The sequence below is a fragment of the Streptomyces sp. NPDC052910 genome (assembly GCF_055585605.1).
Genome location: NZ_JBVJJR010000002.1, coordinates 280,987 through 296,532, shown reverse-complemented (window position 1 = coordinate 296,532; position 15,546 = coordinate 280,987). Strand labels below are relative to the sequence as shown.

Genomic DNA, 15,546 nt, shown 5'->3' with positions numbered 1-15,546 from the left:
CGCCTCCCGCCCGCCGGCGGGCCGCCCGGCGCCCCGCGAGCCGTTTCCCACCCCACGTCCGCCGGTGGCCCTCCGGGCGAACGGCCGGTCGCGCACCTGGTGGAGCGGCTCGCATGGCGGGACCCTCCGTTCCATGGCGGGTGACGAGGGAGGGGACGCGCACCCGGGCGGCGGGGCTCCCGACGCTTGGCCGGGAGGCTCCGACGGCTCCGAGGGTTCGGATCGCTTCGGTGGCTTCGGTGGCTTCGGTGGCTTCGGTGGTGCGGAGGGGTTGGGCGGTTGCGGCGACGCGTACGACGATGAATCCGACGACGGTGAAGGGCTGTTGGCCCGCCGGCCGGAGACGGCGGACTGCCCGGAGTGCGGTCGGCCGCGCGAACTCCGTCCGACGGACACCGGGCACTGGATCCTCCTCGAACCGTGTTCTTACCCGGTCGCCGAGGTGCCTGAGACACGGCGGTGGTTCCACGCGGACGACGGGCGGACGGTCGTCAACGGGGCCGGCGCGCCGACGCGGCCGGACGCGTGCAGGGTCGCCCACCGGCCCGTTTGCGCGGCGCGAGAATTCTCGCCGCACTGGTGGCCGCTGCGCGTCTCGCTGTGGCTGCACCACCGAGCCCTGGCGGGCCTGCCCTACGAGTGACCCGCCTGCGGCTTGAGCGCCCCGGCACCGGCCGAACCGGCCCCGGTTCCGGCGTCCGCGCCGACGGCCGGGCCGGACGGCGCCGGGTTGGGCGGCGGCGAGCCGGGCGGCGCCGGGCTGAGTGACGAGGAACTGGACGGCGGCGGGCTGGGCGACGCCGGGCTGGGCGACGAAGAGGTGGACGACGAAGCGGTGGGCGACGAAACGGTGGATGTCGAGGAGGCGGTACGCGCCGGGTTGGGCGCCGTTGGCCCGGGCGCCATGGGCCGGGAAGGCGTCGGCCCGGAAGGTACCGGCGCGCCCTGCGGCCGGTCGGTTCGCCCCGGCCGGTCGGACGACGGCCGGCCGGGGCGAGGAGGGGGAGCGCCGCCCGGCGCCCGAGGGGCCGCCTCGCGACCGCCGTCGGTGAGCAGCCGGGGCGCCAGCGCGGCGCCGAGGGTCGCGGCGGCCGAGGTGCCGAGGACGGTGCCCCAGGCCACCGGGCCGAGCGGTGAGCAGCCGAAGAAGTGGCTGACGCCCGGCGTCTGCACGACGGAGACGAGGGCCAGGGCGGACAGGCCGGCGGTGGTCAGGACGAGGGGGCTGCGCCAGTCCGTCGTCAGGGTCTGCCCGAGTTGCGTCAGGACGAGCGCGGCGAGACCCATGGTGCTCGCGCGCCCGGCCCGGCCGGTGGCGCGCCCGCACTGCCAGGCCACGGTGGCGCCGAGCGCGGTGGCCGCGCCCCGGACGGCCAGGGCGTGCCCCAGCTCGCGGCCGAGCGGGGCGGGCACCGGGCCCGCGGCCAGGTCCTCGTCCTCCGCCGCGCCGGTACGGGCGACCGCGATGGCCAGCGCGGGCAGCATGTCGGTGAGCAGGTTGACGAGCAGGAACTGCCGCGTGCCCAGGGGTGCCCGGCCCGACACGGCGGTGCCGAGCACGGTGAACGCGACCTCTCCCGCGTTGCCCCCGACCAGTACGGCGACCGCGTCCCGGACGCTCCGCCAGAGAGCGCGGCCCTCCAGCAGGGCGTCCACGATGCGACGCGGATCCGGTTCGGCGAGCACGAGGTCCGCGGCGGCCCGCGCGGACGTGGACCCGTGGGCGGACAGGCCGATGCCCACGTCCGCGAGCCGGATGGCGGCGGCGTCGTTGATCCCGTCCCCGGTCATGGCGACCACGCGGCCGGCGGACCGGAGGGCGTCCACGATGCCGGCTTTCTGCTCGGGGGAGACCCGGGCGAACACGGTGGCCTCGGCGACGCGGGCCGTGCGTTCGGGTTCGGGCAGGGTGTCGAGCCGGGGGCCGGTGACGACCTCTCCGGCGGGGATGCCGAGTTCGCGGGCGACGGCGGCGGCCGTCGCCGGGTGGTCACCGGTGATCATGACGACGCGGGTGCCCGCCTCCGTGAGCCGCCGGACGGCTTCCGCGGCGCCGGGGCGCGGGGTGTCGGCGAGCGCCAGGAAGCCGAGCAGCGTCAAGTCGTGCACCGCGTCTTGGAGTTCGGGCTCGTCGGGGACGCCGCCGGTGGGGGAGGACTGACCTTCTTCGTGCGGGGAGGCGTGGAGAAGTGCGCTCGCGTCGCGTGGGGAGACGTGAGCGGACCGGCTCTTGTCGTTCGAGGCGGCGACGCCCGCTGGGGCGGTGATCACGGACCGGCCCGCGCCGTCCGACGCCACGGCGCCGCGTCGCCCACGGCCCTCCGGCGTGCCCCCGGGGCCCGGGCCTCCCTCGCTCGGTGCGGCGGCGGTCGGGCGTGCCTCGGCGACGGCCAGGACTCGCAGCCCGTCCCGGGCGAGTTCCTGTACCAGGTCCTGCGCGGCCCGCAGGCGGTCCGCGTCGAGCGGGGCCACGGCGCCGTCGCCGGTCGTGACCGTCGCGCAGCGGGCGAGCACCGTCTCGGGGGCGCCCTTGACGGCGAGGAGGGGCGTCCCGGCGTCGGTGCCGAGGGAAGCGGAGTAGCCGCGGCCGGTCTCGAAGGGCAGTTCGGCGGTGAGGTGCCAGGTGCGGTCGGGGGTGCCGTGTGCGGTGGCGGCGTCCAGGACGGCCCGGTCGGTGGCGTGCGGCGGCGGGCGGCCGGGAACGGCCGGGGGACAGGCGCGGGCCGCGGCGCGCAGCAGCCGCCGGCCGTCCGGGCTGTCGAGGGGCGGCGGGTCCTGGCCCGGGACGGCCAGCCGGGTGACGGACAGTTGCCCGCGGGTGAGGGTGCCGGTCTTGTCGAAGCAGACGGTGTCCACCCGGCCCAGGGCCTCCAGGGCCCGCGCGGAGCGGGTGAGGACGCCGTGGCGCGACAGCCGCCGTGCGGCGGCCGACTGGGCCACGGTGGCGACCAGCGGCAGCCCCTCCGGGACGGCGGCCACCGCGATGGCGACGCCCGAGGCGACCGCTTCCGGCAGGGGGAGGCCGCGGACCAGCCCGAGGAGCGTCACCGCCCCGCCGCCGAGACCGACGGCGGGGAGCGCGGTCCGGGTGAGGGCGGCCAGTCGGGCCTCGATGCCGGGCGCGGCGCCGGCCTCGCCGACGAGGTCGGCGGCGCGGCCCGCCTCCGTCCGTGCCCCGGTGGCCACGACGACGGCGTACCCGGTGCCGGCCAGTACCGTGCAGCCCTGGTAGACCATGCAGGTCCGGTCGGCGAGGTCGGCTCCGGGCGTGGCCCGCGGGTCCTTGGGGACGGGCGCGGACTCACCGGTCAGCGGGGACTCGTCGAGTTCGAGCCGGTCGGCGGCCAGCAGCCGGGCGTCGGCGGGGACCACGTCGGAGGAGCCCAGCGCGACGACGTCGCCGGCGCGCAGCTCCTCGGCCGGAACGGTTTCGACGGGCGCGGCGGCGAGGGAGGCGCAGAGGCCGTCCGGGGCGGCGCCGGACGGGTCGGGCGGGGACCACCGCAACCGGCGGGCGGTGGGGCGTTCGGCCGACAGCAGCCCGTGCAGCGCCCGTTCGGCGCGCAGCCGCTGCACCCCGCTGATCAGGGCGTTGCCGGTCATCACCCCGCCGACGAGCGCCGAGTCGACGGTGGAGCCGACGGCGACGGAGGCGGCGGCACCGAGGGTGAGGACGGGGGTCAGCGGGTCGCGCAACTCCTCCCGGACCGCGCCCAGGAGCCGCCCGGCCCCCCGCACCGCGGGACCGGCCACCGGCAGCCGGGCGACGGCCGTGAGCGGCGCGGGGCGCCGGGCGGGATCCGGTGGGGCGGGCGAAGGATCCGCTGACGTCCGCAGCAGGGACAGCGTCTCCCAGGGCCCGAGGGCGTGCCAGGTCCCCCGGACCCGCCCGGGCGGCAGCGGACGCGCGGCCACCCGGCGGGCGGCCAGCAGCCCGCCCGCCATGGCCACCAGGGCGGCGCCGTGCACCGGCGAGGTGGCGAGACCGGCCCGCCCGCTCCGTGCCCCGCCGGTGGCGATCAGCGCCCCGAGCAGGGAGCCGCCCAGGGACAGTCGGGCGGAGGCGGCGCTGACCTCGCGGGCCGGTTCCAGGGCCGCGAGCACCCGCCAGACGAGCGCCGTCCCGGGGCCGCAGACCAGGTCGGCGGACCAGCACGGCCGGCCCGGGGCGCCGGGGCCCGGCGGCACGGTGACGGCCACGTCAGCGGCGGCCAGGGCGCGTTCCCCTGCTGTCGCGACGAGCAGCACCACCTCCCCGTCGCGCTGGAGCCGCCGCACCTCCTCGCACAGGGGAGTGCCCGCGGGCACCGTGCGGTGGGCGCGCGGCAGCAGTTCGCCCGCGCCGGCGTGCTCGGTGAGGAGTACGCGGCGGGTGGGGCCGCGGGCGACGGCGAGGAGCGCGTCGGCCAGCGGGTCCAGTGCGCAGCCGACGAGGATCCGGCCGGCCCGCGCCCCGCCGGGGTCCCACAGGTCGAGAGGCAGGCCCCCGGCGGCGTCCGGGCCTCCCGCCGGGGCGTCGCGGGCGCGTTCCAGCCGCCAGCCGTCCGCCGTCCAGGGGCCGGGCCCGCACAGCTCGCGGAGGGCGAACCGGGCGAGGACGCGGTGGGCGGCGCTCCACAGGGCCGCCTCGTCGAGCTCTCCGGTGACGGCGGCGGACAGCAGCCGGGGCCGGGGAGCGTACAGCGCCGGCGCGTCGAACAGGACCGTCGTGACCCGGTCGAGCCGGCGCAGCGCGGCGGGGTCGAGGGGCAGCGCGCCCGCGCGGGCCAGGTCACGGCCCAGCCGGGCGGCGAACGCCTCACGGCCCGCCTCGGCGGCCTTGGGCGCGGTGGCCACGACGGTCCGGGCGGCCCGTTCCGGGTCGCGGGTCCAGGCGAGCAGCCCGCCCGCGCCGAGCAGGGCGGTCAGCGCGGTGCGCCGGCCACAGGACTCGACCGGGCCGTCCGGCAGCGGCACCGGCCGGGCGGCCCGGCCGGGGGCCCGCCGGGGCAGGTCCGCGCCGCGGCCCACGAGTTCGGGCTCCCGCAGGGCCCAGACGTCCTGCCGGGCGCGGATCTCGGCGAGCTGCCAGACCCGGTGCACCAGGTCCAGGGCCAGCGGACCGGCGCCGCGCGTCAGCGCGTGGGCCGCCGCGTTGAAGGCGGCCAGCAGGACGTCGGCGTGCTCGCGGCCGAGCCGGTCCTCCAGCAGACGGCGCAGCTTCGGCTGGGTCTCGGCCAGCACGACGGGCAGCCGCAGGGCGGGCGGCAGGGACGGCACCGGGGCGATCCGGCGGGCGGTCGCGCACACCAGGCCCACGCAGTCGGCCGCGAGCGCCACCCTCGCCAGCGTCGCGGGCACCGTGTCGAACGGCGGACGGGGGCCGTCGGCGTCGAACGTGCCGGCCCCCAGGTGCTCGTCCTCGACGCTTCCCACCAGTTCCAGGAGGTCCGCCATGGCGACGCGGTCGTCATCGGCGTCGATCACCACGTGTCCCAGGACGGCGTTGACCTCGGCCCAGTTCACCCCCTCCACCTGGTGCAGGGCGGCGCACAGGGCGGACGCGAGCCGGTCGTGCCGTTCGCCGCGGCCGAGGCCCCGGACCTCCAGGTGGACGCGGCCGCCGCTCGTCCAGATCCGGCGCCGGGTGCGGTCCCGGCCGCCCTCCGCGAGCGCGCCGGCGGCCTCCGCGAGACCGGTCGCCACGGCGTCCGTCAGCGAGGAGAGCGCCTCGCCCGCCGTCCGCCGCCCCCAGCGGTACGCGCCCGCCGCGGTGTCCCACGCCAGGGCCGGGCCCTGACGCAGCGCGGTCCCGACGAGGGTGGGCACCAGCGCGCTCCACGACCCCACCGGCACCTCCCGCTCGTCGGACCGTCCGCCGTCGCCGTGGCGCCGCGCCCGTCGGCCGGGGAGGCGAGAGGCGCGCACACCGAAAAGGAAGATAATGGGAAAAGTGCATGAATGCCGGTATTTCCGGCAGGGCATTGGAGGGACAGCCGTGAGCCACCACACCAAGCACGCCCACAAGCACTCCGCCCACCGCTGGCACCCCGCCGACGACCGGGAAGCCCACGACCGGGAAGCCGAGCACCGGGAAGCCCACGACGAGCGGGCGGGCCGCGGGCCCGAAGGCGCCGAGGGGCCCGGGGACGCGGCGGCGCGCCGGCCCGCCACGGGCGTCGCGCACCGGGAGGGCGGACGGACGGTCACCGTCACCATCCCCGTCGACACCATCGCCGGGGTCGCCGCGGAGGCCGTGAAGCTGCCGGTCACGGCGGCGCAGCGGATCCTCCCGGCCAAGGGCGGGCTGCCCCTCTACCTCGGCGTCGGCGCCCTGGGCGTGGCGGGCGTCCTGGACTGGCCGGTGGCCGCGGGCATCGGCATCGGTTACGCCGTGCTCCGCAAGGGCGGCGACCTCAGGCCGCCGCCGTCCCGGCACCGAGAGGCGTCGGGGTGATCCGCATGCGGCCCTGAGGCCCGGGTACTCGGAGTGTTCCACGCAGAGCGCCGCGGAAGGGGCAGCAGCATGAGCGACACCACACCGTCCCAGGCCGAGGGGGAACGGGACGACGACGATCTTCCGGAGCGGTCGCACCCCGACACCCCGCGGACCACGCCGTCCCAGGCGGAGGGCGAACGTGACGACACCGACGAGGGCGCCGGCAAGGACACCGGGCCGCGCGGCCGCTGACGAACGGGCCGCCGGGCCGTCAGGAAGGCCGCTGCGGGCCCGCCGCGAAGGCGCGGCCCCGGCGGCGCCAGGCCACCAGCACCGCCGCCAGGCCGGTGACCGCGATGAACGCCACGGCGGCGAGGAACGCCGGGGAGCCCGGCGACGCGGCATGGCTGCCGGCGATCACGTACGCGGTGGTGCTCGGCGCACTGCCCAGCGCGGTGGCCAGCAGGAACGGAGCCCAGCCGACCCGTGAGACCGCCGCACAATAGTTCGCGGCGGCGAAGGGCACCCCCGGGAAGAGGCGCACCGCCAGCATCGAGCGGAAGCCGTGCCGGCTCAACTGCCGGTCCGCCGTCCGCAGCCAGCGGGCGCGCAGCAGCGGACGCAGGGCGCGCTGACCGAGCAGCCGCGCGAGGCCGAACGACGCCGCCGAACCGAGCACCGTGCCCACGAGCGCGGCCACCGCGCCGGCCTGCGTCCCGAAGAGGGTGCCGGCGGCGACGCTCAGCACCGGCCGGGGGACGAACGCCGCGGTGCACAGGCCGTACGCACCCGCGAACAGGACGAACGACAGGCTGTAGGGGACCCCGTCGGGAAGGCCCTCGGTCAGCAGCCGTTCGGGGTGACAGGCCAGGACGGTGGCCACGGCGCCGAGGACGATCAGCACCAGCAGGGCCAGACGGGACCAGGGGGAGCCGAGGGCACGCACGAGGCGCCGTTCGGCGGGGCCGGGGACGGGCGCGGCGGTTTCGTGCACCGAAGGAGCGTAACCGACACGGCGGCACGCGCGGTGTGATCGGCGGATGAAGTGAGGGGCGCGTCGGAGCGCGGCGGCCGCCCGGGACCGCCGCGCCCGTCAGCCGCCCGGAGCCGCGGCCCCTTCGCGGACGAGACCGGTGTAGTTCTCGGCGAAGCTCGTCGCGGCGGCGCGGGAGCCGGTCAGATGCCGCAGTCGGGCCCGGCGCAGCCGCGCCTCCATCGCGTCCTCGTCCGGGTGCGGATGGAACAGCCGGGTCAGCCACGCCGAGAAGTCCTGCGCCTGCCAGACGTGGCGCAGACAGGTCTCGGAGTACCGGTCCAGCGGTTCCCGGTCGCCGCGGCCGTACCAGGCGGCCAGCGCGCGGGCGAGCACGACCGCGTCCGCCACGGCGAGGTTGAGGCCCTTGGCGGCGGTCGGCGGGACGATGTGGGCGGCGTCGCCGGCCAGGAACAGCCGCCCGTACTGCATCGGTTCGGCCACGAAACTCCGCATGGACGTGATGCCGTGCCGGCTGAGCGACCCCTCGTGGAGGGGCTCGCCCGCGGGGCACAGCCGGGTGCGCAGCTCGGCCCGGATCCGGTCGTCCGGCCACCGGGCCAGGTCCTCGTCGGGCGCCACCTGGAGGTAGAGCCGGCTGACCGTGGGGGAGCGCATGCTGTGCAGGGCGAAGCCGCGCTCGTGGACGGCGTAGACGAGCTCTTCGCCGGCCGGCGGCGCGGCGGCCAGGACGCCCAGCCACGCGAAGGGGTACGTCCGCTCGTGGCCGGTCAGCCGGCCGGCGGGGACGCTGCGGCGGGTCACGCCGTGGAAGCCGTCGCAGCCGGCGACGAAGTCGGCGCGGACGACGGTGGGTTCACCGCCGAGGGTGCACCGCAGGGTGACGGAGTCCCCGGCCGGGTCGCCCGGCACGATGTCGTCCACGCCGAAGTACGGGGGCTCGCCGGCCTCCGTACGGGCGCGGATGAGGTCCTTCACCACCTCCTGCTGTCCGTACATCGTCACCGTCCGGCCGCACAGCTCCGCGGTCGACAGGCGGTGCCGCTCCCCGTCGAAGCGGAGCTCGAACCCCTCGTGGACCTGGCCCTCGCGGTCCATGCGCCGCCCCACGCCGATGTCGCGCAGCAGGTCCGCGGTGCCCTGTTCCAGGAGCCCGGCCCGGACCCGGCCCTCCACGTACCGGCGGTCGCGCCGCTCCAGCACCACCGAGCGCACCCCTTCCAGGTGCAGCAGATGGGCCAGTACGAGGCCGGCCGGTCCCGCGCCGACGATGGCGACCCGGGTACGGAGCGTGCGCATGGCGTATCCCTTCCTCTGCCCGTGCCGCGGGCCGTCAGCCGGTGGGGGCGGGCCGGCGGCCCGGGAACCCGGCGTCCAGCAGCCGCAGCAGCGGGGTGGCCTTGACGGCGGTCTCCTCGAACTCCGCCGCCGGGTCCGACAGCGCCACGATCGCCCCGCCGACGCCGTAGGACACCCGGCCGGGGGCCGTGACGACCGTGCGGATGACGATGCTGAGATCGGCCGCGCCGGAGAGGGACAGGTAGCCGATCGCGCCCGAGTACACGCCGCGCGGCCCGGCCTCCAACACGTCGATGAGGCGCATGGTGCGGATCTTCGGCGCCCCGGTCATGGAGCCGCCGGGGAACGCCGCCCGGACGCAGTCCACCGCGGAGCGGCCGGGGCGCAGCCGGGCCCGGACGGTGGAGACCAGTTGGTGCACGGTGGCGTAGGTCTCGACGGCGAACAGTCCGGGGACGTGGACCGAGCCGATCTCCGCGCACCGGCCGAGGTCGTTGCGGACCAGGTCGACGATCATCAGGTTCTCCGCCCGGTCCTTCTCGCTGGTGCGCAGGTCCTCCCGGAGCAGCGCGTCCTCGGCGGGGGTGGCACCGCGCGGCCGGGTGCCCTTGATGGGTTTGGACTCCGTCAGCCCGTCCGCGGAGACCCGCAGGAACCGTTCCGGGGAGGTGCTGAGCACGGAGAGGGAGTCCAGGAGCAGCAGCGCGCCGAACGGCGCGGGGCTGGTGCGGCGCAGGAACCGGTAGGCCTCCCAGGGGTCGAGGACGCCGTCGGCGTGCACCATGTTCGTCAGGCACACCTCGTAGGTCTCGCCGCGGCCGATCGCGTCCTGGCAGGTGTCGATGGCGGCCAGGTACGCGTCCCGGTCGTGCCGCAGCCGCGGCGCGGAGAGGTGCTGCGGCGCGGGGACGGGTGCGGGGTCCGGTCCGGGGCGGCGGTCGGCGAGGCGGGCCAGCGCGGTCCGGGTGCGGTCCAGCCAGGCGCGGGCCGGCCCTTCGGCGCCGGGCGCGGCCAGGGCCAGCAGGTGGGTGCTCCCGGTGAGGTGGTCGAAGACCACCGCCCGGTCCGCGTAGATCATGACCGCGTCCGGATTGGGGGAGCGGTTGACGCGGTCGCCGCCGCACTCGGCCTTCAGCTCGTAGCCGAGGTAACCGACCCAGCCCAGGGTGAACTCGAACGGCAGCTCCGGCACGTCCACCCGGCGCGCCGCCAGGTCGCGGTCGAGCCAGTCGAAGAACGGGCCGCCGACGATCTCCACCCCGTTGCGGGAGGTCACCGTGACCGTGCCCTGCCAGACGTCGGCCGTGACCACGCGGGCCAGCGGCCCGTCGGCGTCGCCCATGGCGGAGAACCGGCCGAGGGAGGCGTCCGCGGCGCTGCTGTCCAGCCAGAACGCGTGCCGGGAGGAGCGGAAGAGGTGGTCGAAGACCACCTCGGCGGTGGCGGCGGTCGGTATGCGCTCGGCCAGCACGCGCCAGCGCGGGCCGGTGGCCGCCGCCCGGACACCGCGCGCCGCCGGGGTGTCACCCGCCGCCCGCGCGCCGTTCCCCGCCGGGATGCCGCCTGACGACGGCCGTGGGCGCGGCGCCGTGGCGGGCCGGCGGGCCGGTGGGGCCGGCGGGCGCGGCCGGCCCGTCCGCCGGTACCAGTCCTCCGTCAGCTCGCGGAAGTTGCGCAGCAGCCGGTGGCCGTGCTCGGTGCACACCGACTCGGGGTGGAACTGCACGCCCCACAGCGGCCGCCGCCGGTGACGGACGCCCATCAGGACGCCGTCCGGCGTCCTGGCGAGGGCCTCCAGCTCCGCCGGGAGGCAGTCGACGGCCAGGGAGTGGTAGCGGACGGCGTCGAAGGGGGACGGGATTCCGGCGAACAGACCGGTTCCGGTGTGCAGGACGGGTGACACCCGGCCGTGGCGGACCTCCGGGGCCCGGCGGACGGCGGCGCCGGCCAGGTGGCAGATTCCCTGATGGCCGAGGCAGACGCCGAGGAGGGGCAGTCCGCCGGTCTCGACGATCTCGCGGCAGATGCCGAAGTCCCCGGGGCGTTCCGGGGTTCCGGGCCCCGGGGAGATCACCACGTTGTCGAATTTCCGCAGTTCCCCGGCCGACGGGCAGGGATCGTCATTGCGGAGCACCACCGGTTCCGTGCCGTTCACTTCGGCCAGGTAGTGGAAGAGGTTGTAGGTGAACGAGTCGTAGTTGTCCACGAGCAGCGTACGCACTGTTGTTTCCCCCGTATTTCCGGAGAGCCGTGATCGGTGGCTTCCGGTGAAAGCGCGGCACGCGGCGCCCTGCCTCCCGCTCCGTGGATTCCCCAGCTATTTCCCGGCCTTGCCGCTTTCCGGTTCCCCTGGGATTTCCGTGGTACCGGTGGTGTCGGTGGTGTCCATGGCGGAAAAAAGGAGCACGCGGGTCGCCGCCGCGATGGTGATGGCGCGTCGCAGACGACCGCCCGGCACGCGCCTTCATCCTGTGCCGGCGCTCGCTGATCGCGCGTGGAAAGCGTGCAGGTTCAGCGCTCCGCGGCACGCGGCGCGAACGGGCCGGGGCGGCACGGCCGGCCGCCGGCCCGGGCCACGGCCCGGACATCCCTCATGGCAATCCCCCCGTGGGCCGCTGTTCGGGCGGGCTCCGCACCCCACGCCCTGGGATCCTCAGCAGCCTGTCAATTGACAGGATGTGCGGGCCATTGACCCCATGTCAAGCGCTTTCCTGAGACCTCGTCCGCATTTCTTTTCGAAAGGCGCTGATCGATTTCGAGGGGATGGGGAGCGGCGTCGGCCGAGTGGGGTGTCCGGGTAAGGCGTGCGCGGCCCGACGGGGGTTGACGCGGCGGTGGGAATCCTGCTCTGCTGAAGACGGCCCGGCGCGTTCGGGCCGGTTTTTGTGGCACATTCTGACGCCACATCAGACGAACGGGGGCGTCGCCGATGGAGGTCGGCATCAATTTCTTCCCGGACGTACACCACCACGACAAGGCGGCGGACCGGTATTTCGCCGAGTGCCTTGAGCTGGTGGAGCTCGCGGACGGGCTGGGGTACCACCACATACGCATCGTGGAGCACTACTTCCACCAGTACGGCGGTTACTCGCCGAATCCGATCGTGTTCCTCGCGGCCGCCGCGGCCCGCAGCCGTAACCTGAGGCTGATCACCGGCGCGGTGCTGCCGGCGTTCAACCACCCACTGAAACTGGCCGGGGAGATCGGGATGCTGGACGCCATCTCCGGCGGGCGGCTGGAGGTGGGCTTCGCCCGGGCGTTCCTCCCCCATGAGTTCCGGCGGTTCGGGGTGGACATGGACACCAGCCGGGCCCGGTTCGACGAGGGCGTGGACGCGGTACGGCGGCTGCTGGCCGAGGAGGACGTGACCCTCGACGGCCGCTTTCACTCCTTCCCGCCCACCACCTCCCTCCCCAGGCCCACGCAGCGGCCGCACCCGCCGCTCTGGATCGCCGCGCTCTCCAGCGAGCAGAGCTTCCGGCGGGCCGGCGAACTGGGCTGCGGCATCATGGCCAACCCGCTGGCCGCCGACACCCTGCGGCACTACCTGGAGGTCTACCGCAAGGCGTGGCAGGCCGCCGGCCACCCGGGACGCGGCCGGGTGATGCTCGCCTTCCACATGCACTGCGCCCCCGACCGGCGGACCGCGGAGGTGCGGGCCGAGGAGCCGGTCAACGCCTACCTGCGCAGCCTGACGGCCGCCGCCTCGGACTGGACCGGCGGGGCGTCGAGCGCCGACTACCCCGGCTACCGGCAGATGATCGAGAAGCTGGCGGCCGACGACTTCCGCTCCGTCCGCGCCCGCTCGGCGGCGCTCGTGGGCACACCCGACGACATCGTGGACGGACTGCGGGAGTTCCACGACCGCTGCGGCGGCTTCGAGGTGGCCAGCCTCCAGGTGAACTTCTCCACCCTGGATCCCGTCCTGGCCGCCGAATCGGTGGCCCTGTTCGGCGAACGGGCCCTGCCCCGGCTCCGGGCGGCACGATGACCGAGCGCTCGACCTCCGACGCGTCGCCGGTCCCCGACGCGTCGCCGGTCCCCGCCTCCCCGGACCCCGCTTCCTCAGGTACCGCCTCCTCCGTCACGGACTACCGCGACTCGCTGCGGCGCAGCCGTGAGAGCCGCGGCCGCCGCGACCGGCCGGCGGAATTCCCGCTCGGGGGGCGCGACTGGACGCTGCTCGACGACGTCTTCCCGCCGGTCTACTCACCGTCCACCGCCACCTTCCTCGGCCTGCTCGATTTCCCGCGCGGCGGCACCCTCCTGGAGATCGGCTGCGGCGCCGGAGTGATCGCCGTCAGCGCCGCCCTCGCCGGCTGCGCGCGCGTCGTCGCGACGGACGTCAACCCGCACGCCGTACGCAACACCGCGCTCAACGCGGCCCGGCACGGGGTGGCCGGCCGGGTGCGCTGCCGGGAGAGCGACATGTTCGCCGCGCTCGCCCCGGACGAGACCTTCGACCTCGTCTTCTGGCACTCGAACTTCGTCCGCGCGCCCGAGACGCTGACCCGGCTGAGCCTCCACGACGTGGCCTACGTCGACCCCGGCTACCGGGCGCACCGGGCGTTCCTGCGGGAGGCGCCGGACCGGGTCCGCCCCGGGGGCGGCGCGCTCCTGGGATTCGGGAGCAGGGGCGACACGACGTCGCTGCGGCGGCTGGCGGACGAGGTTGGCGTCGTCCTGACGACCGTGGCCGCGCGGACGGTCAGGGAACGGGACGACGTGGTGGAGTACCGGCTGCTGCGGCTGAGCCGGGGCGCCCCGGCGGCGGGAGGAACGACCGGGTGAGCGGACCGGCCGGGGAGCCGCGCGGGGGCGGCGGCGCGGTGCTCGCGGTGTGCGTGCTGCTGGTGGGGGAGTTCCTGGCCATCTTCGACGTCTCCGTCGTCAACGTGCTGCTGCCGGTGGTCCAGCGGGAGCTGCGCGCGGGCGACGCGCAGACCTACCTGGTCGTCGCCTGCTACGGAATGGCGTACGCGGGCCTGCTGGTGACCGGCGGCAAGCTGGGAGACCGGTACGGGATCCGGCCGCTCTTCCGCACCGGGACGGCCGTTTTCGGTCTGGCCTCCGTCGGCTGCGGGCTGGCTCCCTCGATCGAGGTGCTGGTGGCGGCGCGGGCCGCCCAGGGCGTCGGGGCGGCTCTGCTGTTCCCCCAGGTCCTGGCCGGAATCCAGACGGTCCTGCCACCCGCCCGCCGGGGCGCGGCCGTCGGGGCGTTCGGCGCGGTCCTGGGCGCGGGCTCGACGCTCGGCCAGCTCGGCGGCGGGGTGCTGACCCGGCTCGACCTCGCCGGCAGCGGCTGGCGGTCGGCGTTCCTGGTGAACGTGCCGGTCTGCGCGGCCGTGCTGGTGGCGGCCCGCGCCCTGCCGCGCGGCGGCCGGCCGCGGGCCGGCGCGGGGCGCCCGGACCTGCCCGGGGCCGCGCTGCTCGCCGTCGCCGTGGCCGCGGCGGTGCTCCCGTGGTCGCTGCCCGGGAACGGGCCGGGCCGCGTGGCCCTCGCCCTGGTGGTCATGGCCGCCGCGGGCACCGGCTTCGTCGGGTGGGAACGCCTCCTCACCCGCACCGGTGGCGCTCCGCTGCTGCACACGGCGCTGTTCCGGCGGTGGACCTTCGGTGCGGGACTGGTGCTGTGCCTGGTGTTCTTCGGTACGCAGGTGCCGTTCTACGTGGTGCTGTCACAGACGGCCCAGGAGGGCGCCGGGCTGAGCCCGCTGGCGTCGGCCGGGCTCTACGCCGGGCTGGGCACGGCGTTCCTCGTGGCCTCGGTCGCCGCGGGCCGGGCGGACCCCCGCCGGGCGGTCCTGCTCACCACCTGCGGGCCCGCCCTGATGGCCGTCGGCTACCTCGGCCTCGCCACCCTGCCGGCCGACCGGCTCCACCCCGCCGACGGGCCGGCCACGATCTTCCTGGTCCTCAACGGACTCGGCGCGGGCGCGGTGGCCCCCACCCTGATCCGTTTCGTCCTCGCCGGCGTCGACACCCGCCTCTCCGGCGTCGCCTCCGGGCTCCTCGCCACCGCCCAGCAGATCGCCAACTCCGTCGGCGTCATGGTGGCCGGTGCGGTCTTCCACGCCACCCGCGGCCCAGACGTCCTCTCCGGCTTCCACGGCGCGCTCCTGTACTTCACGGCGCTGGCCGCCGCGACCGTGGCCCTGGCCGTGGTGGTGGCCCGGGGGCAGGAGGGGGAGCGGGCACGACGCGAGGTGGTGGAGACGGCGGGAGAGACGCGAGGGGTGGGGAGGGAGCGGTGACGCCGTCGGGGCCGGGAGGCCGGTGCGGCGGCGTGCTTGGGGTACAGCCGCGGGAGCCTGGCCCCGGCACGCGCCTCGGCGGCCTGTTCAGCCGCGTGCGGGGCCGGGGCCCGGGCGGCCGGCCCCGTACGGGGACGCGGCGACGGCCCGGTGTCCGCCCGGGACCTGTCCGCATCCATTGGCTGACAGGAGCCGGCCGGTGACAGTCGCGGTGCCCGAACCGCGGCTCCGAGCGGGGGCAGCGGGGACGGCCCGGGAGCGGCGACCGTCCGGGAGGCGCTGGTCGCGCACCCGCCGCCACGCTCCCCACCCCGGTGAAAACCATTCGACGCCTCCTACGGCGTGAGCGAGCATCAGAAGCATGCTCCGGTCCGTCACCAGCGCGCGGAAGCCCGCACCCGCGGGCGCGCTCGGAGCTGCCCACCCCGGTGACCCGGTCCGCACGCCCATGCCCTCCGGCATGCCCGTGCCTCCCGGTGCTCCCGTCGGACCTCTGGTCCCGACGCGACGCTGACCCTTCCCGGATCGCCCCCGGCGGCCCCGTACGGGGAGGGTCGGCCAGGCCGCGGGGCCCACGACGA

At 76.4% G+C, this 15,546-nt stretch carries 10 protein-coding genes; 6 read left to right on the top strand and 4 right to left on the bottom strand.

The annotated features are described in order from the left end of the window. The first annotated feature begins 133 nt into the window (after window positions 1-133). Window positions 134-643 carry a DUF6083 domain-containing protein gene (locus ACZ6X9_RS07120; RefSeq protein ID WP_469776930.1) on the top strand — a complete coding sequence of 170 codons (510 nt, stop codon included), beginning with the start codon at window positions 134-136 and terminating at the stop codon, window positions 641-643. Here the strand turns inward: ACZ6X9_RS07120 and ACZ6X9_RS07115 are convergent. Then, window positions 634-5,907 carry an HAD-IC family P-type ATPase gene (locus ACZ6X9_RS07115; RefSeq protein ID WP_469776929.1) on the bottom strand — a complete coding sequence of 1,758 codons (5,274 nt, stop codon included), beginning with the start codon at window positions 5,905-5,907 and terminating at the stop codon, window positions 634-636. The genes ACZ6X9_RS07120 and ACZ6X9_RS07115 overlap by 10 nt on opposite strands. A 70-nt stretch (window positions 5,908-5,977) precedes the next feature. Here ACZ6X9_RS07115 and ACZ6X9_RS07110 point away from each other — a divergent pair, with 70 nt between their 5' ends. Continuing rightward, window positions 5,978-6,436 (top strand): hypothetical protein, encoded by a 459-nt coding sequence (locus ACZ6X9_RS07110; RefSeq protein WP_469776928.1) that lies wholly within the window; start codon window positions 5,978-5,980, stop codon window positions 6,434-6,436. A gap of 69 nt (window positions 6,437-6,505) precedes the next feature. Next, a complete protein-coding gene (locus tag ACZ6X9_RS07105; protein WP_469776927.1) occupies window positions 6,506-6,670 on the top strand; it encodes a hypothetical protein in 165 nt (54 codons plus the stop codon). A 19-nt stretch (window positions 6,671-6,689) separates the two neighbouring features. Here ACZ6X9_RS07105 and ACZ6X9_RS07100 read toward each other — a convergent pair whose 3' ends face one another. From ACZ6X9_RS07100 to pabB, 3 genes are all read right to left on the bottom strand, one after another. Further along, window positions 6,690-7,412: a TVP38/TMEM64 family protein gene (locus ACZ6X9_RS07100; RefSeq protein ID WP_469776926.1), complete on the bottom strand. Its 723-nt coding sequence runs from the start codon at window positions 7,410-7,412 to the stop codon at window positions 6,690-6,692. 99 nt (window positions 7,413-7,511) lie between these two features. Next, window positions 7,512-8,711 carry a 4-hydroxybenzoate 3-monooxygenase gene (locus ACZ6X9_RS07095; RefSeq protein WP_469776925.1) on the bottom strand — a complete coding sequence of 400 codons (1,200 nt, stop codon included), beginning with the start codon at window positions 8,709-8,711 and terminating at the stop codon, window positions 7,512-7,514. 34 nt (window positions 8,712-8,745) lie between these two features. Beyond that, window positions 8,746-10,932, bottom strand: a complete 2,187-nt coding sequence (gene pabB / locus ACZ6X9_RS07090) for an aminodeoxychorismate synthase component I (protein ID WP_469776924.1) — start codon at window positions 10,930-10,932, stop codon at window positions 8,746-8,748. A gap of 708 nt (window positions 10,933-11,640) precedes the next feature. Between pabB and ACZ6X9_RS07085 the strand changes: the two genes are divergently transcribed. Genes ACZ6X9_RS07085 through ACZ6X9_RS07075 form a run of 3 tightly spaced genes read left to right on the top strand, consistent with a single transcriptional unit; the run spans window position 11,641 to window position 14,965 of the window. After that, a complete protein-coding gene (locus tag ACZ6X9_RS07085) occupies window positions 11,641-12,702 on the top strand; it encodes an LLM class flavin-dependent oxidoreductase (protein WP_469776923.1) in 1,062 nt (353 codons plus the stop codon). Then, window positions 12,699-13,502 carry a methyltransferase domain-containing protein gene (locus ACZ6X9_RS07080; RefSeq protein WP_469776922.1) on the top strand — a complete coding sequence of 268 codons (804 nt, stop codon included), beginning with the start codon at window positions 12,699-12,701 and terminating at the stop codon, window positions 13,500-13,502. The genes ACZ6X9_RS07085 and ACZ6X9_RS07080 overlap by 4 nt, the downstream gene beginning before the upstream one ends. Further along, window positions 13,499-14,965: an MFS transporter gene (locus tag ACZ6X9_RS07075; protein WP_469776921.1), complete on the top strand. Its 1,467-nt coding sequence runs from the start codon at window positions 13,499-13,501 to the stop codon at window positions 14,963-14,965. The genes ACZ6X9_RS07080 and ACZ6X9_RS07075 overlap by 4 nt, the downstream gene beginning before the upstream one ends. Window positions 14,966-15,546: the final 581 nt, after the last annotated feature.